This is a genomic window from Methylosinus sp. shoA (genome assembly GCF_059718125.1).
This window is the reverse complement of the sequence record NZ_AP046091.1, coordinates 4387105-4407614: the sequence shown is the minus strand read 5'-3', so window position 1 is coordinate 4407614 and position 20510 is coordinate 4387105. Positions and strand designations below refer to the sequence as shown.

Sequence of the window (20510 nt, the reverse complement as noted above, 5' to 3'; positions counted from 1 at the left end):
GGGCGTCTCCTTCTCCCGCAAGCGGGAGAAGGGCGCGCCCTTAAATTATTATCTCTGCGCCGAAAACGTATTGCAGCTGTCCACCCGCCCCGACTGCAGCCCCTTCTGCAGCCATTCCGCCCGCTGCGCCGAAGACCCGTGCGTAAAACTGTCCGGCACCGCATAGCCCTGCGCCGAGCGCTGCAGGCGGTCGTCGCCGATCGCCTGCGCCGTGCGGATCGCCTTTTCGACGTCGCCGGGCTCCAAAATCCGCCAGTTCTTGTCGGCGTGCGCCGCCCAGACGCCGGCGAGGCAGTCGGCCATCAGCTCGGCGCGCACCGAGATCGAATTGGCCTCGGCCCGGCTCGACGCCATCTGCTGGGCGCGCTGCACTTTGGGCAGGAGGCCGAGCTCGTTCTGGATGTGATGGCCCATCTCATGGGAGATCACATAGGCGTAGGCGAAGTCGCCGCCGCCGCCGAAGCGCCGGTCCATGTCCCGGAAGAAGGAGGTGTCGAGATAGATTTTTCGGTCGAGCGGGCAGTAGAACGGCCCCATCGCCGATTGCGCGCGGCCGCAGGCCGAGCCGGTGACGCCGTTGAACAGCACGAGGCGCGGCGGCGTGAAGCGCACGCCCTTCTGATCCGGAAGCACATGCGACCAGACGTCCTCGTTCTCGGCGAGCACGGCGGCGATGAACTGGCCCTGGCGGTCGGCGGGCGCGCCGGACGGCGCCTGGCGGGTGGGGCGGTCGTAGCGCTGCTGCGCGACCTGGCCGCCGCCGCCCATCTTGTGGAGCATTTCGGCGCCGCCGATCAGCACCGCGGGATTGATGCCGAGCGCATAGGCGATGATTCCGAGCACCACCATCGTGCCGAGGCCGAGCCCTCCCCCGCCGATTCCGAAGCCGGAGCCCGCGCTCCCCTCGGCGTAATCGGACGCGCGGCGATCCTCTATGTTCTCGGACCTGCGAAAATCTTCCCATCTCATGGTTGCGGCGCTCCGCTCGCCTGCAGCGCCCGTTCGGACGCCTCGGGCTCCTTCGTCTCTTGCTCCCAGAAGAAGGGCGCGGCCTGCGCCAGCCGCCCGCCGAGCCGCACCGGCGCCATCCGCCGCGTGAGGCCCGCGGCGTCGAGCTCGACCGCCACGCCGCAGAGAGTCGCCTCGCCCTGCGCGGGCTCGAGGCGGGCGCCCGGCGTCTTGCGGGTGAAGCGGCGCAGCGGCTCCTCCTTCTCCATGCCGATGACCGAATCATAATCGCCGGTCATGCCGGCGTCGGTCATATAGGCCGTGCCATGCGGCAATATCTGTCCATCCGCAGTCGGCACATGGGTGTGCGTGCCGACGACCAGCGAGGCGCGGCCGTCGACGAAATGGCCCATCGCCATTTTCTCGCTGGACGTCTCGGCATGTATGTCGACGACCACGGCGTCGCAAGCGGCGCCCAGCGGGCAGGCGCCGACCTCGCGCTCGATCGCCGCGAAAGGATCGTCGAGCGCGTCCATGAACACGCGGCCCATGACATTGACGACCAGAATCTGGCGGCCGTTCGCGGCCGTGTAGAGATTGGCGCCGCGGCCCGGCGTGCCGGGCGGATAATTGACCGGGCGTAAGAGGCGAGGCTGGCGCTCGATGAACACCATCGCCTCGCGCTGGTCGAAGACGTGATTGCCGGTGGTGACGCAATCGGCGCCGGCCTCGAGGATTTCGTCGCAGATGGTCTCGGTTATGCCGAAGCCGCCGGCCGCGTTCTCGCCATTGACGACGACGAAATCGAGCGACCAGCGCCGGCGCAGCTCCGGCAGGCGCTCCGTCACCGCCTTGCGCCCGGCCCGGCCGACCACATCGCCGATGAAGAGGAGGCGCGTTCCGCGCTCTCTCGGCGGCTGGTCGGGGTGATGGGTCATCGAGCGCTCGCGGTGCGGGAGGACGTTTCGAGGTTGCATATAGCGCAAGGGGCGAATGAGCAATTTTCTCGGTCGGAAGCTTTCTCGGTCGGAGGCTCGCCATCGACGAAGCCTATGCGTGACGACGTTCAAGCCGCCGCGGCCTGCGCGTCGAAACCGGCGCAGGCGAGACGCACCGTTTTCGGCAAGAGGCGCTGTCCCGCTTCGTAGTAGCGCGCCACATGCGCGGGCTGACGCCCAATGCGGAGGCCGCTTCGGCTTGCGTCATCCGATGCGCTTCGCGCCAGGCCCGGAGCCATGCGCCGCCCTGTTCCAGCGCCAGCCGCCAAAGCGTGTCTGACGAGAGCTCCATGTCGTCGGTCCAATGGGCGCTCCATCCCCATTCTCCGACCGCGACCTCGCGGAACGCGGCGTCGTCGATCCGCAGCAGCGCGAAGATCGCGTAGCGCGCGATGTGCTCGCCGACATCCACCGGGCTCTCGGCGCCGCCCTTCCACGTCACGAGCAGCGTGCGCCCCTCGCCTGCCCGCAACCTCGAGGTTTCGATGTCGACGACCCCCCGGAAGCCCCGTCCTTCGATATGAAAATGCGGGGGGAGGCGATCGTCCGCGTAGATCGCGATCTTGCAGTCGGCGAAACGGCGGATTGTCGGCATCGAGGCTCCCGCCTCCCGATTATAGGCAACTATTGCCTATGCGCCAAGGGCGTGTCTGGCAAAGGAAATCATCGCCAGCGTCGGAAGAGGCGTTTTCACCTGCCCCGCTCTCTCGGGCCGCCGATCACTTGCGGCTTCATACGGAAGCCGCGCTGATGTAAGATAAACCTTCGTAATTCGAGAGCGGTCGCTCGAGATGGCGCTCGTTCCTCTCTCCCGAAGGGAGCGCTTCGGCTTTCCCGAGAGCGAGGAGGCCGCGAAGCGCTTTCGCCCCGCGCGATCGTTCGACGATCGGAACCGGAGTTCCGCGCTTTGTTCCATATCGCCGAGATTCGCGGGCGTGAGCCTTATGATCCGAGCAGAGCCCCGGACGGACCCTTCGTGGTGTTCGAGGACGGCCGCGAGGGCGGGGCGCTGCTGTTCGACGGGCCGGAAGAGATCATCGCGGCGCATGAGCCGCAGGACGTCTCCGAGGCTTTCACGCGCATGGAGGCCGCTTCGCGCCGCGGACTCTATCTCGCCGGCTATGCGGGCTACGAACTCGGCTATGCGCTCGAGAAGAAGTTCATGAGCGGCGCCGTTCCCCGCGCGCGCACGCCATTGCTCTTGTTCGGCGCTTTCCGCACGCCGCGCCGATACGAGTGGCGCAACGCCGCTTCGCTCGCCGCCGATGATCCGACGATCGACATCGCGCTGCGGCCGGCCTGGAGCTTTCGCGAATATGCCGAGCGCTTCGACGCCTGCCGCGAGTTCATCTATGCGGGCGACGTCTATCAGATCAATCTGACCTTCCCGATGTACGGCCGCTACGAGGGCGAGGCGACGGCGCTCTATCGCGCGCTGCGCAAGCGCCAGCCGGTCGCCTATGGCGGCGTCGTCGCGCTGGGCGGGGAGAGAATCGTCTCGCTGTCGCCGGAAGTCTTCTTCGACGTCTGCGAAGGCGTCATTCGCGCCCGCCCGATGAAGGGCACCGCGCGGCGCGGCTTTCTGCCGACGGAGGACATGGCGCGTGCGGCGCTGCTGACGCAGGACGAGAAATCGCGCGCCGAAAATCTGATGATCGTCGACTTGCTTCGCAATGATCTCTCGCGTCTCTCGGAGGTCGGCTCGGTGCGCGTCACCGATCTCTTCACCGTCGAGACCTATCCGACGCTGCATCAGATGACCTCCGGCATCGAAGCGAAGCTGCGACGGGGCGTCACGCTCGCCCAACTCTTCGCCGGGCTCTTTCCCTGCGGCTCGGTGACCGGCGCGCCGAAAATCCGCGCGATGGAGATCATCCGCGATCTCGAATGTGCGCCGCGCGGCGTCTATTGCGGCTCGCTCGGCCTCATCGCGCCGGACGGGGCGATCCGCTTCAATGTGGCGATCCGCACGCTCACCTTGTTCCCGGACGGCGAACTCGTCTGCAACGTCGGCTCTGCGGTCGTCGCCGATTCGCGGGCGCGCGAGGAATATGAGGAATGTCTGATCAAGGCGAAATTCCTGACGGGCGCGCTGACGACTTCGGCCTGATCGAGACTCTGCTGTGGACCGCCGGGACCGGCTTCTATTGTCTCGACGAGCATGTCGCGCGTCTTCGCTCTTCCGCGCGCGCGCTCGGATTCGTCCATGAGGACGAGACGTTTCTTTCCGCCTTGCGCGAGGCAGTCGACGATCCGCTCGACGAGCGGCTGCGGGTGCGCTTCGTGCTGGCGCGCGACGGGCGTTTCGAGACGAGCGCGCTGCCCTTCGATGCGACGCCGCCCGAGACGATCTGGCGCGTCGCCGTCGCCGAGGAGCGGTTCTTCTCGGATGATCCGATGCTTCGCCATAAGACCACGCGTCGCGACATTTACGAGCGCGAGCTCGCCGAGGCGGCGCTGCGCTGCAAGGCCGACGAGGTTCTCTTCCTCAACGAGCGCGACGAAATTTGTGAAGGCGCGCGCACGAATGTGTTTCTCGCGCGCGCGGGCGCGCTGCTGACGCCGCCGCTCTCTTGCGGCCTGCTGCCGGGCACATTGCGCGCGCATCTTCTCGCGAGCGGCGTGGCGCGGGAGCGCTTGCTGCGGCTCGAGGATTTTGCCGATGTGGAATTCCATATGGGCAATTCGCTGCGCGGCCTGACGCGCGCGAGGCTGATCGAGGAATAAACGCGAAATCTCCGAGCTGCCCTCCTTCTCCCGCGAGCGGGAGAAGGAGGGCGCGAACTTCTTTCATTGCCGCTCGTCAGCTCTCGGGTTCCGCGACCGTCTCGCACTTCACCATGCGCAGGCGTTGCTCGGCGCGGTCGCGGTCGCTCGTGCGCTTCACCAGGGACCGGATCAGCACGAAGCCGCGCTTCGTCGGCGAGGTCACGCGCACTTGGGCGGGCGGCGCCTCTTCGTCCTGACTCTCCAGAGCCTCGATCTGGCGCGCATCGCCGATCATCACCTCGATCTTGCCCTTGATCGCCGAGCGGTCGGTCGCCGCGTGAAACACGCGTCCCGTGCGTGCGTGGAAGGAGAGCGCGAGATAATCTTCTGCGTCCGCATCCGTGAGGATGCGCATCATGCCCTTGGAGAGATCGAACAGGCAGACGCCTTCGGCGAAGGCCGGATCCTCGAAAGGCATGATTTCCGCACCCGGCGCGTCGCGCGGCAGCAGAGCGACGCCGGTCTCCGTGGTCGGCGCGTCGCGCGCCGCCGCCGCGAGACGCGCGAAAGCGTTGCGCGGCGCCACTTCCGGCATCAGCAGCACCGAGACGATATGGACCGCGCCCGCGACGCAGACCGTCGCCAGCAGCCAGGGAAGCCAATCGAGCAATCGATCGAAGAATTTCATGCGCAGCCGAGCTTGTTGATCTTCGGAAAGGTCGAGGGATCGGGCGCGACCTCCGTGTCGAGCGACGTATCGTAGAGACGAAGGATCAGCAGAAAGGGGCCGCGGCGCGTCGGCAGCCAATTGCCGGGACGCGCCTCTTCCGCGGCGTCGATCTCGAAGCCGCCGCCCTCGCGGCGCAGAATCTCCGCGGAGGTGAATGCGTAGCGCTGCGCTCGATTGTCGATCAGCGCGCCGCTCGTCGTCGCGGCGCCGAGCGTCCAGAAACGGGCCGCGGGCGTCGGATCGGCGATGCGATAGACGCAACGTCCGTCGAGCGTCGCGCCGCCCGAATCGGCGCGGGCGATAAAGGCGAGGCCCTGGTCATGGCCGAGCGGAGCCTCGCCCGTGCGCGCGAGCATGGCCCGCGCATAGGGATCGATGTCGGCGCCGCCGTGGCGCGGCCAGGCGGTCCACGGCCCCGCCGCGAGCGCGCCGAAGCCGCGCCCGAGGCCGAGAGAGACGGCGGTCATGGCGAAGCCGATCAGGAGACCCGTGATCATGACGGCGAAGGCCTTGAGGTAATTGCTCATGTGAGGATGCAATCGCTCATCGCTTCTCGCCGTGGCCCCGCGCCGGGGGGACATTGGCCGCGGTCGGCGCGGCGGCGCGCTTGGCGTCGATGAATTTGATCTTCGACTCGATCTCGCCGAGCGCGTCGAGCGCGCCGCGCGACAGCGCCGCCGGCCGCGCCGGCGCGCCGAGCTCCACTGTCTTGGGCGGCGCGGCCTCGAGCGCGGCGAGCGACGCCGGGCTCGCGAGGCCGCGGATCGGCTTGATGGCGATGCCCTGATGCGCATAGGCCATGATGTCGTGCCAGGTTTTCGCCGGCAGAGTGCCGCCGGTCATATTGTTCATCGTCTCGTTGTCGTCGTTGCCGTACCACACGCAGCCGCCCATGTTGCCGGTGAAGCCGCAGAACCAGGCGTCCTTGTAGCCATTGGTGGTGCCGGTCTTGCCGATCACGTCGACGCCCGGGCCGAGCTGCGCCCGCCCGCCCGTGCCTTCGTCGACGACGCGCTTCATCATCGTGTCGAGCTCGGCGATCTTCTCGAAGGGGATGACCTGCTCCTGCGGCGGCGCGTCGCGGTCATGCTCATAGAGCAGCTCTCCGCGGCTGTTGCGGATCTCGGTCGCGGCATAGGGCGTCGTCTTCCTGCCGCCATTGGCGAAGGCGGCGTAGGCGGCGGCGTGCTCGAGCAGGATGACATCGCTCTGGCCGACCGGCAGAGAGGGCGTGTCCTCGAGCGGCGTGGTGATGCCGAGCCGGCGGCAAGTGTCGATGATCTTGGCGCGGCCGACGCGCGACTCGCCGTTGCCGATCGAGATCGACAATTGAATGGCGATGGTGTTGAGCGATTTGGCGAGCGCCAGCGAGAGCGGCAGCGAGCCGGCGTAGCCGCCGCTGTAATTGTGGACGCAATAATTGCCGATGCAGGTCGGCCGGTCGGTGACGACAGTGGTCGGCTTGAACTTGCCGGTCATCAGCGCGGTGAGATAGACATAGGGCTTGAAGGAGGAGCCGGGCTGGCGCGCCGCCTCCGTCGCGCGGTTGAACTGGCTGACGCCATAGTCGCGCCCGCCGACGATGGCGCGCACCGCGCCGTCGAGGTCCATGAAGGCGGAGGCGTTCTGCTTGACGCGATAGGCGCGCCCGCTCTCGCGCAGATTTTCCTCGATCACCTCTTCGGCGCGCTTTTGAATATTGGGGTCGAGCGCCGTGCGGATGACGAGCACGCGATTGTCGCCGAGTTTGCCGGATTCGGCCAGCCGCTGCGCCTCCTTGAAGGCGAAGTCGAGATACCAGTCGGGGCTCTGGTCGCGGCTGCGCTCGATCGGCGTCGCGGGATTGCGCTGGGCGGCGACGATCTGACTCTGCGTCATGAAGCCGGCGACGACGAGATTGTCGAGCACGTCGTTGGCGCGCGCTCTCGCGGCCGGAAGATTGACATGCGGCGCATATTTCGCCGGCGCCTTGAACAGGCCGGCGAGCATCGCCGCCTCGGCGAGGTCGACGTCGCGCACCGATTTGCCGAAATAGAATTCCGCCGCGGCCTGAATGCCGAAGGTGCCGCCGCCCATATAGACGCGGTCTAGATAGAGCTTCAGGATCTCCTGCTTGGTGAGCCGCTGCTCGAGCCAGAGCGAGAGGAAGGCCTCGTTGATCTTGCGGGCGATGGTGCGCTCGTTGGAGAGAAAGACGTTCTTGGCGAGCTGCTGGGTGATCGACGAGCCGCCCTGCACGACGCCGGCCGAGCGGGCGTTGACGGTGACCGCGCGCAGCGTGCCGATGGCGTCTATGCCGAAATGTTCGTAGAAACGCCGGTCCTCGGTGGCGAGAACGGCCTTGATGACGTAATCGGGATATTGGTCGAGCGGCACGGCGTCGTCGTGCTTGATGCCGCGCTGGCCGACCACCGCGCCGTAACGGTCGAGGACGGTGATCGAGAGGTCCTGCTTCTTCAGCCAGTCGTCGCTGGTCATGCGCATGGCCGAGACCGCGAGCGCGGCCGCGACCACGGCGCCGCCGAGCGAGAGCGTCAGCGTCTCGCAGCCGAGCTCGACGGCGATCCGCCGCAGTCCGCGCACCTGGAAGCGGCGCATGAAAGCCGAGAAATTCTCGTACGCTTCGCGAGCGCCGCGGCTCGAATCGAACAGGCTCGAGTCGATATAGGCGTCGAGGGCCAGCAGCAGCCTGGCGATACGCTTGTATAAACGCGAGGATCGAATACGCTCGAGCAATTCGTCGCTCCCCTGCCGACCGATTGGCGCCGGAGCCCGGATGATAGCACTTCCGGAGCCGTCTTGACGATGGCTCGCTGTCGCTCGCCGGCAGAATGAAATAAGCGCGCGAAGCGCCGTGGACGAGGGTCGGGCGTAAGGGAATGAGCCGCAAGGACGAGAAGACGGGCGAGCCGTTCTGGACATTGCCGCTGGAGCAATTGACGCGCGCGCAATGGGAGAAGCTGTGCGACGGCTGCGGACGTTGCTGCCTGGTCAAGCTCGAGGACGAGGACACGGGCGCGATCCATCACACCAATGTCGGCTGCGATCTGCTCGACCCGGCGAGCGGCCGCTGCCGGGACTATGCGAGGCGAAAGGCCAAGGTTCCGGATTGCGTGCGGCTGAGCGTCTCGGCGCTGAAGGCCATTGCCTGGCTGCCGCCGACCTGCGCCTATCGGCTGCGCGCGGAGGGCAAGGACCTGCCCGACTGGCATCCGCTGCTGACCGGCGATCCGGACAGCGTGCATCGCGCGGGCGTCTCCGTGCGCGGACGCGTGGCGGCGCTGGAATGCGAGGTGGACACCGACGACCTGCCGCATTTCATCGTGCTGTGGCCGAAGCGCTGGCCACGGCGGCGGAAACGGCGGGCGGCGTGAGATATGAAAATATTCCTTGACACCGAGACGATGGTCCTATAGACAAGGGTCATGCTCCACAATTGCGCTTCGGCGTTCGAAGGCGGACCCTCGCAACCGGGTCGGAGGAGGGCCGCTCCGCGCCGTGCGTGATGAATAAAGATCGCGTCGTGCGCCACTGCGCATGATCGTCGCATATTGCATCGCCCCTCGAGCCCTCATCCGACCCTGCTGCGCGGGGCCACCTTGCTTCCCACCAGCGGGAGAAGGGAGCGCCCTTTCTCGCGGGCGATGGGTCGTCATCGATCGTATCGGAGATTCTTCGCATGGCGCGCACGAGCGCCGCGCGCGAGCGCGCGGATATCGACAAGGCGAAGCTTCTCTACGACGCCGGCGTCGTGCCTGTCGACAAGCTGCGCGAGATGCTCGGCATGAGCGAGCGTCGATTTCGCGCCTTTCGCATTGCGCAGGGCTGGCCGATGCGCGCGTCGCCGATCAGACGCGCCGAGAGCGCTGCGAGCGATCCGAAGCACAAACCCTCGAAGAGCCTCATCGCGCGGCTCGAAGAGGCGGTGGAGCGCGAGTTCGAGCGCGCCGAGACGGCTCTGGACAAGGGCGGGCCGAAGGACATGGAGCAGAGCGCGCGCGTGCTCGCGAGCCTCGTGCGCAGCCTCGCCGAATTGAAGCGAATGTCTCGCGACGCCGGCCCCGCGCCGCGCGGCGAAGAGGAGGACACGAGTGGCGCCGACGAGCCTCCCCGCCGATTGGCCGAACTCCGCGAGGAGCTTGCTCGCCGCCTCGAGCGCCTGTGCGGCGGCCGGCAAATTGGGTGATCTCCTCGAGGGACTCTCGGCGCGCGAAATCGCGCTGCTGCTCGCCGACTGGGAGTTTTGCGCCCGCGAGGATCAATGGCCGCCGCTGTCGGCGCCGGACGGGCGCCCTTGGCGCGTGTGGATGATCCTCGGCGGGCGCGGCGCCGGCAAGACCCGAGCGGGCGCCGAATGGGTCAAGGGGATCGCGCTCGGCCGGCTGCAATTTTCGACGCGTCCGCTGTCGCCGATCGCGCTCGTCGGCGAGACCGTGGCGGACGTGCGCGACGTGATGGTCGAAGGCGTGTCCGGCATTCTCGCCGCTCATGCGCGAGGCGAGCGGCCACGATGGGAATCCTCGCGCCGGCGGCTCACCTGGGACAATGGCGTCGTCGCGCAGGCTTTTTCCGCCGAGGATCCGGAGAGTCTGCGCGGCCCGCAATTCTCCGCCGCCTGGTGCGACGAACTCGCCAAATGGCGCTATGCCGAGGAGACCTGGGACATGTTGCAATTCGGGCTTCGCCTCGGCGACTGGCCGCGCCAGCTCGTGACCACGACGCCGCGGCCCATTCCTCTCGTGAAGCGATTGCTGAACGAGAGAAACGTCGCGGTGACGCGCGCGAAGACGCGGGCGAACGCCGCCAATCTCGCGCCCTCCTTCCTCGAGGCCGTGCTCGCTCAATATGCGGGCACGCGTCTCGGACGCCAGGAGCTCGACGGCGAGATCGTCGAGCAGCGCGCCGACGCTCTGTGGACGCGCGGCATGATGGAGCGCGCGCGCGTCGCTTCGGCGCCGGCGCTGGAGCGCATCGTGGTCGCGGTCGATCCGCCGGCGTCGTCCGGCCGGCGCGCCGACCGCTGCGGCGTAGTGGCGGCGGGGATCGCGCAGAATATCGTCCATGTGCTCGAGGATGCGACGCTGGAGGCGGCGCGGCCGGCGCAATGGGCGCGCGCGGCGGTCGCGCTCTATCACAAGCTCTCCGCCGACGCGCTCGTCGCCGAGGTCAATCAGGGCGGCGAGATGGTGCGCGCCGTCATTCACGAGGCCGATCCGAGCGTGCCGGTGAAGGAGGCGCGCGCGACGCGCGGCAAATATCTGCGCGCGGCGCCGGCGGCGCAGCTCTATGAGCAGGGCAGGGTGCGCCATGTCGGCGCCTTTCCCGCTCTCGAGGACGAGATGTGCGATTTCGGCCCGGACGGCCTGTCGTCCGGCCGCAGTCCCGACCGGCTCGACGCGCTGGTCTGGGCGATCACCGCTCTGGCGCTGACGCCGCGCGCCGCCGAGCCGCGAATGCGGCGGTTGTGAGGACGGCGTGAATGGCGAGTAGCGAGTAGTGAATGGCTCCCATCACTACTCGCTACTCACTATTCGCTATTCCATTCCTCTCTTATTCATTCGAACGGACCTCTCATGCCCTCCTTCCTCTCCCGCCTGTTCGGCGCGCGCGCGCCCGAGCAGAAGAATTCGCGCGCGGCGACTCTCGCTCTGCATGCGGTCGGCGCGCCGCAATGGACGGCGCGCAACAATGTGGCGCTGACGCGCGCCGGCTATGAGCGCAACGCCGTCTGCTATCGCGCCGTGCGCATGATCGCGGAGGGCTGCGCCTCCGTGCCCTGGCTGCTTTACGAAGGGCGGACCGAGAATCCCGAGCATCCGCTGCTGCGGCTGATCGAGCGGCCCAACTCCAGCGACACCAGCGTCTCCTTCATCGAGGCGCTCTGTTCCAATCTGCTGCTCTATGGAAACGCCTATGTCGAAGGCGTCTTCGTCGACGGGCTGCTGCGTGAGATCTATTGCCTACGTCCCGACCGCACGAGCGTCGTGACGGGCCGCGACGGATGGCCGTCGGCTTATGTCTATTCGGCGGCCGGGGAGAGCGTGCGCTTCGACATGCAGCGTCGCGGCGTCGAACCGATCCTGCACATCCGCCTGTTCAATCCGGTCGACGACATTTACGGCTTCGCGCCGCTCGCCGCCGCGCAGACGGCGCTCGACACACATAATGCGGCGAGCTTCTGGAACAAGGCGCTGCTCGACAATTCCGCGCGGCCTTCGGGCGCGCTGGTCTATGCCGGGCCGGACGGCGGCCATCTCACCGATGCGCAATTCGAGCGGCTGAAGCAGGAGCTGGAGGAGAATTTCTCCGGCGCCGACAATGCGGGACGTCCGCTGCTGCTCGAGGGCGGGCTCGATTGGAAGACGCTGTCGCTCTCGCCGAGGGACATGGATTTTTCCGAGACGAAGGCGTCGGCCGCGCGCGAGATCGCGCTCGCCTTCGGCGTGCCGCCACTGCTGATCGGCCTGCCCGGCGACAATACGTTCCGCAATTACGAGGAGGCGAACCGCGCCTTCTGGCGCCAGACGGTGATCCCGCTCGTGCAGCGCCTGCAGAAATCCTTTCACGCCTGGACGCAGCCGGGCTTCGCGCCGTTCCGGCTCGACTACAACGCCGATCGCATCGATGCGCTGGCGCAGGAGCGCGCGCTCGAGTGGACACGCATCGGCGGCGCCGCCTTCCTCACCGTGGACGAGCAGCGCGAGGCGGCGGGCTACGGCCCGATGAACGAGCGCGCGGCGCGTCCGGACTCCTCGCGTTGATCGAAAGTTCGCCATGACCGAGATCGTCACCTCAATCATCGAGCGCGGCGATCTCGCCCATCTCGCGCTGTTCCTCTGGGCGAGCGCGGCCACGGCCTTCGCCTTGCGCGCGCTGCGCGAGCTCGGCGCCTCGACGCGCCGGCTCGACGCCTTCGTGCGCGAGCTCGCACGCTTCAACCGACGTTACGGGAGCGATTCATGAGCTTCGTCACTTTGCATCCCCGCTTCGCAAAGCGTCGTTTCGCGCGCAAGGCGCCGCGGGTCGACGCGGAGATCGTGTTCAAGACGTTCGTGCGCGCTCTGGAACGGCTGCGCGAGGCGCCGCGCGCTCCTCTCGCGGCCACGCGGGAGAAGGCCTGATGGGCGGAAAAACGTTACATGACATTCGCGCCTGTGCTTTCGCGCCTCTGCCGCTCGAGACGAAGCGCGCCGCCTCGTGCATAGCGTCGGCCGGCGCGGACGGCGTGTTCGAGGGCTATGCGAGCCTCTTCGACATTCGCGACACATGCGGCGACATCGTCGCGCCGGGCGCCTTCGCCGCGAGCCTGCGCCGCCGCGGCGCCGCGGGCGTGAAGATGCTGTGGCAGCATCGGCCCGAGGAGCCGATCGGCGTCTGGTCGGAGATCGGCGAGGACGCGCGCGGCCTGAAGGTGAAGGGGCGGCTCGACCTCGCCGTGGCGCGGGCGCGCGAAGCGCTGTCGCTGATCCGCGCCGGGGCGCTCGACGGCCTGTCGATCGGCTTTCGCGCTCTTCGCGCATCGCGCGATCGCAACGGCGGACGGCGCCTCGTCGAGATCGATCTGATCGAAATTTCGATCGTGACTTTTCCCGCGCTGCCGCAGGCGCGCATCGCCGCAGCGCCGCCGCGTCCCGCGCCGTGGCGCCGGCCGGCTGCGGAACTCGGCCAGAAGCTGGCGCGGCTGCGCATGCAGCGCGCGGCGCGCGGCTTCGAGATGCAACTGCAGCGCGCGCTCGACCGGCGCTAGCCGCGTACGACTCCGGCTTGTCGTCTCGACGAACTTTCGCGCTCGCGAAGAGTCGTCGCGCATTTTCTCCAGCAGGAAGAGGTTGTTCGCACATGCCGTCTCTCGAAATCAAATCCGTCGCCGGCGAGGACGTCCTCGCCGATCTCAATCGTGCTTTCGCCGCCTTCAAGGAGACGAACGAGGAGCGGCTCGCGCAGATCGAAACGCGGCTCGGCGCCGATATCGTGACCGAGGAGAAGCTTCAGCGTATCGATCGCGCCATCGACGAGACGAAGCGGCGCATCGACCGTGTCGCGCTCGATCTGGCGCGGCCGCGCCTCTCCGCCGCGCCGCGCGAGGACGAGACCGCGCGGGAGCATAAATCCGCCTTCGCGCTCTACATGCGCGCCGGCGAATCGGCGGGGCTGAAGGCGCTCGAATCGAAAGCGCTGTCGGCGGGCTCGGGTCCCGACGGCGGCTATCTCGTGCCGACGCCGGCCGAGCAGGAGATCCTGCGCCGTCTCGCGCGTCTGTCGCCGATCCGCGCCATCGCCAGCGTGCGCGAAATCTCCACGCATTCGCTGCGCAAGGCGCGTGCGACGCAGGGACCGGCGACCGGATGGGTGGCCGAGACCGCCGCGCGTCCGCAGACCACCAATCAGCAGATCGTCGATCTCTCTTTTCCGGCGATGGAGATCTACGCCATGCCGGCGGCGACGCAGACTCTGCTCGACGACGCCGCCGTCGACATCGAGCAATGGATCGCCGAGGAAGTGCAGACGGCCTTCGCCGAGCAGGAGGGCGCCGCCTTCGTCAGCGGTTCCGGAACGGATCGGCCGAAGGGCTTTCTCGCTTATACGACGGTCGCCGACGCGAGCTGGAGCTGGGGAAACATCGGTTATGTGGCGACGGGCGTCTCCGGCGGCTTCGCGGCGAGCAATCCGTCCGACGCGCTGTTCAATCTCGTCTATGCGTTGCGCGCCGGCTATCGCCAGAACGGCAAATTCGTGATGAACCGGCAGACGCAATCGACGATCCGCAAGTTCAAGACGACGGCCGGCGAATATCTGTGGGCGCCGCCGGCGAGCCTCGACGCGGCGGCGACCTTGCTCAACTTCCCCGTCGTCGAAGCCGAGGACATGCCGAATGTCGGCGCCGACAGCCTGTCGGTCGCCTTCGGCGATTTCGCCCGCGGCTATATCGTCGTCGACCGGCTCGGCGTCCGCGTGCTGCGCGATCCTTATTCCGCCAAGCCCTATGTGCTGTTCTACACGACGAAGCGCGTCGGCGGCGGCGTGCAGGACTTCGAGGCGATCAAGCTGCTGAAGTTCGGCACGGCCTGATGTCACGGGCCGCGCGGGCGCGCTCGCGCGGCCGATTCTCGGCGCGAGATTCGGATGGACACATGATCCTGTCTCTCCTTTCCGGGCCCCTCGTGGAGCCCGTATCGCTCATAGAGGCGAAAGCATGGCTGCGGCTCGATTCGAGCGACGAGGACGAGCTGCTGTCGGCGCTGATCGTCTCGGCGCGGCTGACGCTCGAAGCCTTCACGCGACGCTTCTTCGTCACGCAGAGCTGGCGCATGACGCTCGACGCCTGGCCGGCGTCCGCCATGCGCCGGCGCACGCTCCCGCTCCCGATTGCTCCGTTGCGCAACGTCGCGGCGATCCGCGTCTATGACGAGCAGGATGTGGCGACGACGCTCGATTCGAGCGGCTATCGCGCTTCGCCTGCGCAAGAGCGCGGGCGGATCGTGTTCGCCGAAGCGCCGCGAGCGCCGGGGCGCCGCGCCGACGGAATCGAGATCGACATCGTCGCCGGCTATGGCGATGCGGCGAGCGATACGCCCGAACCCCTGCGCCGCGCCGTGCTCGCGCTCGTCGCGCATTGGCACGAGAACAGAGGCGACGAGCTGGACGCGGCGGCGCGCCTGCCGACGCTGGTCGCCGCGCTCGCGCGGCCCTATCGGCGTGAGCGGCTCTCATGAGCGCCGCGACGATCGGCGCGCTGCGCCTGCGCATGACGCTCGAGGCGCCGGTGGATGCGCCGGACGACAGCGGCTCGACGACGCGCAGCTATGCGCCGCTCGCCCAGCTCTGGGCGAAGGTGACGCCGCTTTCCGGCGAAGCGCGCTTCGTCGCCGAACGGGAGGAGCAGGCGATCTCCTGCCTCGCGCTCATTCGCTGGCGCGCCGATGTGACGAGCCGCATGCGCCTCGTCGCCGGCGCGCGAAAGCTGCTCATTCATTCGGTTTATGATCCCGACGGGCTGCGAAGGTTTCTTCTCTGCCGCTGCGAGGATATCGAACACTGAGGAGAAGGGATGAGCGTTTCGCCTATCGTCGCCTTGCGCAAGGCGATCATCTTCCGCCTCGCGAGCGACTCCGCGCTGGTCGCTGCGCTAGGCGCGCTGCGATCGGACGGAATGAGCGAAGCCGATCTCGCCAATGGCTTCTATGACGGCGCTTCCGTCGAGATCTGGCTCGTCGATTGGAGCAATGTGGACGACCGGCTGCTGATTGACGCCGCGACGATCGGCGAGGTGCGGCGCAGCGAATTCGCCTTTGCCGCGGAGTTGCGCTCGCTCGCGCATCTGTTCGATCAGCCGCGCGGCGATTCCTTTCAGCGCGGCTGCTCCGCCGATCTCGGCGACGCGCGCTGCAAGGTCGATCTTTCTGCCGCGACCTATCGCGCGTCGGGCGTGGTCGCCGAATCGTCTCCCGGCGCCTTCGTCGCGAGCCTGTCCGGCGAATTCGACGACGCGTTCTTCACCGCCGGCCGGTTGACTTTCACGAGCGGGGCGAATTCCGGCGCGCGCGCGACGATCAAATCGCATCGCCGTGCAGGAGATCATGCGAGCTTCGCGCTGTGGTCGCCGCTCGCCGGCGAGATCGCGTCGGGCGATGAGTTCGATCTCGTCGCCGGCTGCGACAAGAGCGTCGAGACATGCCGGGTGAAATTCGCGAACATCGTCAATTTTCGCGGCTTTCCGCATATGCCGGGCAATGATCTCGTCGTCGCCTATCCGAGCTCGGCGGCGCCGGCGATGGACGGCGGGAGCCTGTTTCGATGAGCGCGCAGCCTCTGACGCGCGCGGCGGTCGTCGCCGAGGCGCGGCTCTGGATCGGCACGCCCTATCGGCATCAGGCGTCGCTCATTCATGCCGGATGCGATTGCCTCGGCCTCGTGCGCGGCGTATGGCGCGCGCTGGTCGGGCCGGAGCCGGAGGCGCCGCCGCCCTACACGCCCGATTGGGCGGAGGCTCTGGGCGAGGAGACGCTGGCGCTGGCCGCGCATCGGCATTTCGTCGCCGTGGACGCGCGCGCCTTCCGCGCCGGCGACGTGCTGCTGTTTCGCTTTCGCGACGGCGCGCCGGCGAAACATCTCGGCGTTGCTACGAGCGCGACTCATATGGTTCACGCCCATGGCGGCGCCTGCGTCGCGGAGGCGCCGATCGGCCTCTGGCGCCGGCGTATCGTCGGCGCCTTCGCCTTTCCGGGCGTCGTGGACTGAACGCGGCTTCACGAGGACATCATGGCGACGCTGCTGCTGCAGTCGGTCGGCGCTCTCGCCGCGCCGGTCGGCTCCCTACTGGGCAATGTGGCCGGCGCGGCGGCCGGCGCGCTCGTCGATATGGCGCTGACGCCACGGCCGGCGACGCGCTATGCGACCGGTCCGCGTCTTAAATCCATGGATGGAATCGCTTCGACCGAAGGCGCCGCGATTCCGCGCGTCTACGGCCGCGCGCGCATCGGCGGGCAAGTGATCTGGGCGACGCGCTTTCTCGAGCAGGCGAGCGCGTCGGTGGAGAGCTCGAGCAATAACGGCAAGGGTGGCGGCGGCCGCGCTCGAACCGTGAATGTGACCTATTCCTATTTCGCCAATTTCGCGGTCGGCCTCTGCGAAGGGCCGACCGCCTTCGTCCGCCGCGTGTTCGCCGACGGCGCCGAGCTCGACATGACGAGCCTGCCCATGCGCATCTACAAGGGCGACGAGGAGCAGCTTCCCAATCCGTTGATCGTCGCCAAGGAGGGCGCGGAGAATGCGCCCGCCTATCGCGGACTCGCTTATGTCGTGTTCGAGCAATTGGCGCTCGCAGCCTTCGGCAATCGTATTCCGCAGCTCACTTTCGAGGTGGTGAAGCCCGTCGCCGGAGCAGGCGACATGATCCGCGGAGTCGACATCATTCCCGGCGCGACGGAGGCCGGCTATCAGCCGACGCTGCAGCTGAATTTCTTCACGCCGGGCGAGACGCGCGCGGAAAATCGCCATCAGTCGACGGCGGCGACCGATTGGGTCGCGTCGATGGACGCGCTGCAGGCGTTGTGCCCGAACCTCGAGAGCGTCGCGCTCGTCGTCGCCTGGTTCGGGGACGATCTGCGCGCCGGTCATTGCACGATCGCGCCGCGGGTCGACGCGACCTTCAAGACGATCGGCGAGTTCGATTACCTCGTCGGCGGCCAGTGGCCGCCGGACTGGTCGGTCGCCGGAATCGATCGCGCCGGCGCGCGGCTCGTCTCGCAGATCGACGGCCGCGCCGCCTATGGCGGCACGCCGAGCGACGCATCCGTGCGCGCGGCGATCGCCGATCTGCGCGCGCGCGGACTCTTCGTCACCTTCTATCCTTTCGTGATGATGGACGTCCCGCCGGACAATGCGCTCGTCGATCCGCATACGGGCTCCGCGCCGCAGCCGGCCTTTCCCTGGCGCGGACGCGTCACCTGCGATCCGGCGCCCGGAACGAGCGGCGCGGTCGACGGAACGGATGCGGCGGCGGCGCAGGTCGCGGCCTTCTTCACGCAATATCGCAGCTTCATTCTGCATTATGCGAATCTCTGCGTCGCGGCCGGCGGCGTCGACGCCTTTCTCATCGGGTCGGAGCTGGTCGAGCTCACGCGCGTGCGCTCGGGGCCGGGCGCCTATCCGGCCGTCGCGGCGTTGCAGACGCTCGCCGCCGATGTGCGCGGCATTGTCGGCGCGACGACGAAAATCTCCTATTCGGCCGATTGGACCGAATATGGCGTCCATGTTCCATCGGCTGGCGAGGCGCGCTTTCCGCTCGATCCCCTATGGGCGTCGGCGGCGATCGATTTCGTCGGCGTCGATGTCTATTGGCCCTTGTCGGACTGGCGCGACGGCGCCGAGCATCTCGACGCGGCGGTCGCCTCGAGCGTCTATGATCTCGATTATCTCGGCGCGCGCGTCGCCTCGGGCGAAGCCTTCGATTGGTTCTACGCGAGCGAGGCGGATCGCGAGGCGCAGACACGCACGCCTATTACGGACGGACTCGGCAAGGCGTGGATGTTCCGCCAGAAGGATCTGCTCTCCTGGTGGAGCGAAGCGCATGTCGAGCGCGTCGGCGGCGTGGAGCTCTCCGCGCCGACCGCCTGGACTCCGCGTGGAAAGCCGATCTGGATCATGGAGACCGGCTGTCCCGCCGTCGATCGCGGCGCCAATGCGCCCAATGTGTTTCCCGACGCGCATTCGTCCGACGGCGGTCTGCCTCATTTTTCGCGCGGCGGGCGCGACGATCTGATGCAGGCGCGCTTCATCGAGGCGATGCTGACGCATTATGATCCGACGTCGCCCGGAGGCGAGGAGAGGAATCCGCTGTCGCCGGTCTATGGCGGGCGCATGGTCGACGTCTCGCGCATCCATATCTGGTGCTGGGACGCCCGGCCGTTTCCGGCGTTTCCGGCGTGCAGCGACATTTGGGCCGATGCGCCGAACTGGGAGACGGGCCATTGGCTGAACGGCCGTCTCGACGGCGTCGCGCTCGATCGGCTGGTCGGCGCGCTGGCGGCGCCGGCCGTGGAGGGCGAGCTCGCGGCCGCGCGGCCGGCGATCCACGGCTTTCTCGACGGCTATGCGCTCGATGCGACGATGTCGCCGCGCGATGCGATCGAGCCGCTCGCGGATCTGTTCGGATTCGACGCGGCGGTCTCCGGCGGAGCGCTGCGCTTCGTCTCGCGCGCGGGAAAGCCCGTGCGGGAGATCGGCGCGGACGATCTCGTCGCGCAGAAGGACGGACGGCTCATCGATCTGCGGCGCGCGCAGGAGAGCGAGCTGCCGCACGAGATCGCATTGTCCTTCTGCGATTCGGAGTTCGATTATCGCACGGGTCGCGTGCTGTCGCGGCGGCTCGAGGGCTATTCGTCGCGGCGCAGCGAAGCGCAGGCGGCGGTGATGATGGGCCGCTCCGCCGCGCAGAGGCTCGCGGACGCGTGGCTCCAGAGCCTGTGGGCGAGTCGCGAGACGGCGAGCTTCGCGTTGCGGCCGGGCCTCGCGGCGCTGGAGCCCGGCGATGTCGTCACGCTGGCCGCGGCGCCGGGGCGCCTGCTCCAGATCACGCGCATCACCGATGGCGCGGAGCGCGCGGTCGAGGCGCGCGCGATCGATCCCAGCGTTTATGACGTCGCGGCGCGGCCGTTTCCTCGGCCGGCGCTCGCGCCGCCCGCGTCGATCGGACCGCCGCGCATCGTCGTGCTCGATCTGGCGCTCGCGCGAACGGAGGCTGCATCGCTCTCTCATGTCGCGGCTTTCGCCGATCCCTGGCCCGGCGCGCTCGCTCTGTTGCGAAAGGTCGGCCCGTCTTTCGAAGCGGCCGGCGTCATCGAGAAGCGCGCGACGATCGGCGTGACGCTGGATGCGCTCGCGCCGGGGCCGACGGGACGTTTCGATCGCGGGTCCGGCGTCACCGTGCGCCTCTTCTCCGGCGTGCTCGCCTCGGTGAACGACGCCGCCGCTTTCGCTCTGCGCTCGGCGATCGCGATCCGCGGCGCCGACGGCGCGTGGGAGATCGTCGCCTTCACACATGCGGAGCTCGTCGCGGCGAACACCTATCGGCTGTCGCGTCTGCTGCGCGGACTCGGCGGCGAGGATGCGCTCGCGGGGCGCAGCGTCGCGGCGGGCGCGACGGTCGTGCTGCTCGACGACGCTCTCGTTCCGCTCGCGCGCGACGTCGCCGAGATCGACTCGCCGCGAATCTATCGCATCGGGCCGATCGACCGCGACCATGGCGATGCGACCTATGTGGAGGCGAGCGTCGCGGCGACGCGCAAGGCGCTGCAGCCTTACGCGCCGACGCATGCGCGCGCGCGGCGCGGGGCAGGGGGCGTGACGATCTCGTTCATTCGGCGCGGGCGCATCGACGCCGACGCCTGGGAGCCTATCGAGACACCGCTCGGCGAAGCGAGCGAAGCCTATGAGATCGAGATCGTCCTGCCGGGGGGCGGCGTGCGCCTCCTCGGCGGAACGACGACCGCGATCCTCTATCCGACGAGCGCGGAGCTCGCCGATTTCGGCGCCCCGCAGACGAGCCTGGAGCTGCGGATATTCCAGATCAGCGCGCGTGCGGGACGCGGCTTCCCGCTCGCGGCGGTTCTCACGATCGAGTGACC

The 20510-nt window shown here is 68.0% G+C and carries 21 protein-coding genes; 15 read left to right on the top strand and 6 right to left on the bottom strand.

Features of this window, described 5'->3' with window-relative positions:
* Positions 1-48 precede the first annotated feature (48 nt).
* From ypfJ to AC6IW9_RS20715, 3 genes are all read right to left on the bottom strand, one after another.
* Positions 49-969 carry a KPN_02809 family neutral zinc metallopeptidase gene (ypfJ, locus tag AC6IW9_RS20725; protein WP_497766809.1) on the bottom strand — a complete coding sequence of 307 codons (921 nt, stop codon included), beginning with the start codon at positions 967-969 and terminating at the stop codon, positions 49-51.
* Positions 966-1886, bottom strand: a complete 921-nt coding sequence (locus AC6IW9_RS20720) for a TIGR00282 family metallophosphoesterase (protein WP_497766806.1) — start codon at positions 1884-1886, stop codon at positions 966-968. The genes ypfJ and AC6IW9_RS20720 overlap by 4 nt, the downstream gene beginning before the upstream one ends.
* 112 nt (positions 1887-1998) lie before the next feature.
* On the bottom strand, positions 1999-2541 hold the full coding sequence (locus AC6IW9_RS20715; RefSeq protein ID WP_497766803.1) for a DUF2442 domain-containing protein: 543 nt from the start codon (positions 2539-2541) through the stop codon (positions 1999-2001).
* A 312-nt stretch (positions 2542-2853) separates the two neighbouring features.
* Here AC6IW9_RS20715 and AC6IW9_RS20710 point away from each other — a divergent pair, with 312 nt between their 5' ends.
* A complete protein-coding gene (locus AC6IW9_RS20710) occupies positions 2854-4056 on the top strand; it encodes an aminodeoxychorismate synthase component I (protein WP_497766800.1) in 1203 nt (400 codons plus the stop codon).
* The gene (locus AC6IW9_RS20705) at positions 4005-4673 is read left to right on the top strand and encodes an aminotransferase class IV family protein (protein ID WP_497766797.1); all 669 of its coding nucleotides are present in this window, start codon (positions 4005-4007) and stop codon (positions 4671-4673) included. Before AC6IW9_RS20710 ends, AC6IW9_RS20705 begins: the two co-directional genes overlap by 52 nt.
* Before the next feature lie 76 nt (positions 4674-4749).
* Here the strand turns inward: AC6IW9_RS20705 and AC6IW9_RS20700 are convergent, their stop codons facing one another.
* From AC6IW9_RS20700 to AC6IW9_RS20690, 3 genes are read right to left on the bottom strand one after another with little or no spacing between them, the layout of a single operon-like run.
* Positions 4750-5343, bottom strand: a complete 594-nt coding sequence (locus tag AC6IW9_RS20700; RefSeq protein WP_497766795.1) for a DUF1254 domain-containing protein — start codon at positions 5341-5343, stop codon at positions 4750-4752.
* Positions 5340-5912 (bottom strand): DUF1214 domain-containing protein, encoded by a 573-nt coding sequence (locus AC6IW9_RS20695; protein WP_497766793.1) that lies wholly within the window; start codon positions 5910-5912, stop codon positions 5340-5342. Before AC6IW9_RS20695 ends, AC6IW9_RS20700 begins: the two co-directional genes overlap by 4 nt.
* A 16-nt stretch (positions 5913-5928) precedes the next feature.
* On the bottom strand, positions 5929-8121 hold the full coding sequence (locus tag AC6IW9_RS20690; RefSeq protein ID WP_497766788.1) for a transglycosylase domain-containing protein: 2193 nt from the start codon (positions 8119-8121) through the stop codon (positions 5929-5931).
* Positions 8122-8264: 143 nt separating this feature from the next.
* Between AC6IW9_RS20690 and AC6IW9_RS20685 the strand changes: the two genes are divergently transcribed.
* From AC6IW9_RS20685 to AC6IW9_RS20625, 13 genes are all read left to right on the top strand, one after another.
* Positions 8265-8759 (top strand): YcgN family cysteine cluster protein, encoded by a 495-nt coding sequence (locus tag AC6IW9_RS20685; protein ID WP_497766784.1) that lies wholly within the window; start codon positions 8265-8267, stop codon positions 8757-8759.
* A 305-nt stretch (positions 8760-9064) separates the two neighbouring features.
* On the top strand, positions 9065-9571 hold the full coding sequence (locus AC6IW9_RS20680; protein ID WP_497766781.1) for a hypothetical protein: 507 nt from the start codon (positions 9065-9067) through the stop codon (positions 9569-9571).
* Positions 9525-10853, top strand: coding sequence for a DNA-packaging protein (locus AC6IW9_RS20675; RefSeq protein WP_497772573.1), 1329 nt, complete (start codon positions 9525-9527; stop codon positions 10851-10853). Before AC6IW9_RS20680 ends, AC6IW9_RS20675 begins: the two co-directional genes overlap by 47 nt.
* A 105-nt stretch (positions 10854-10958) precedes the next feature.
* A complete protein-coding gene (locus tag AC6IW9_RS20670) occupies positions 10959-12146 on the top strand; it encodes a phage portal protein (protein ID WP_497766778.1) in 1188 nt (395 codons plus the stop codon).
* Between the two features lie 13 nt (positions 12147-12159).
* Positions 12160-12348: a hypothetical protein gene (locus tag AC6IW9_RS20665; protein ID WP_497766775.1), complete on the top strand. Its 189-nt coding sequence runs from the start codon at positions 12160-12162 to the stop codon at positions 12346-12348.
* Positions 12345-12506: a hypothetical protein gene (locus tag AC6IW9_RS20660; RefSeq protein ID WP_497766772.1), complete on the top strand. Its 162-nt coding sequence runs from the start codon at positions 12345-12347 to the stop codon at positions 12504-12506. The genes AC6IW9_RS20665 and AC6IW9_RS20660 overlap by 4 nt, the downstream gene beginning before the upstream one ends.
* Positions 12506-13132, top strand: a complete 627-nt coding sequence (locus AC6IW9_RS20655) for an HK97 family phage prohead protease (RefSeq protein ID WP_497766769.1) — start codon at positions 12506-12508, stop codon at positions 13130-13132. Before AC6IW9_RS20660 ends, AC6IW9_RS20655 begins: the two co-directional genes overlap by 1 nt.
* 92 nt (positions 13133-13224) lie before the next feature.
* A complete protein-coding gene (locus AC6IW9_RS20650) occupies positions 13225-14454 on the top strand; it encodes a phage major capsid protein (protein WP_497766766.1) in 1230 nt (409 codons plus the stop codon).
* Positions 14455-14516: 62 nt separating this feature from the next.
* Positions 14517-15098 (top strand): head-tail connector protein, encoded by a 582-nt coding sequence (locus AC6IW9_RS20645; protein ID WP_497766763.1) that lies wholly within the window; start codon positions 14517-14519, stop codon positions 15096-15098.
* Entirely contained in the window at positions 15095-15424 is a 330-nt protein-coding gene (locus AC6IW9_RS20640; RefSeq protein ID WP_497766760.1) for a phage head closure protein, read from the top strand. Before AC6IW9_RS20645 ends, AC6IW9_RS20640 begins: the two co-directional genes overlap by 4 nt.
* A gap of 9 nt (positions 15425-15433) precedes the next feature.
* Complete coding sequence (locus AC6IW9_RS20635) at positions 15434-16183, top strand: phage/gene transfer agent baseplate hub protein (RefSeq protein WP_497766757.1); 750 nt, start codon at positions 15434-15436, stop codon at positions 16181-16183.
* Positions 16180-16623 carry an NlpC/P60 family protein gene (locus tag AC6IW9_RS20630; protein ID WP_497766754.1) on the top strand — a complete coding sequence of 148 codons (444 nt, stop codon included), beginning with the start codon at positions 16180-16182 and terminating at the stop codon, positions 16621-16623. Before AC6IW9_RS20635 ends, AC6IW9_RS20630 begins: the two co-directional genes overlap by 4 nt.
* 21 nt (positions 16624-16644) lie before the next feature.
* A complete protein-coding gene (locus tag AC6IW9_RS20625) occupies positions 16645-20508 on the top strand; it encodes a baseplate multidomain protein megatron (protein ID WP_497766751.1) in 3864 nt (1287 codons plus the stop codon).
* The last annotated feature ends 2 nt before the right edge of the window (positions 20509-20510 follow it).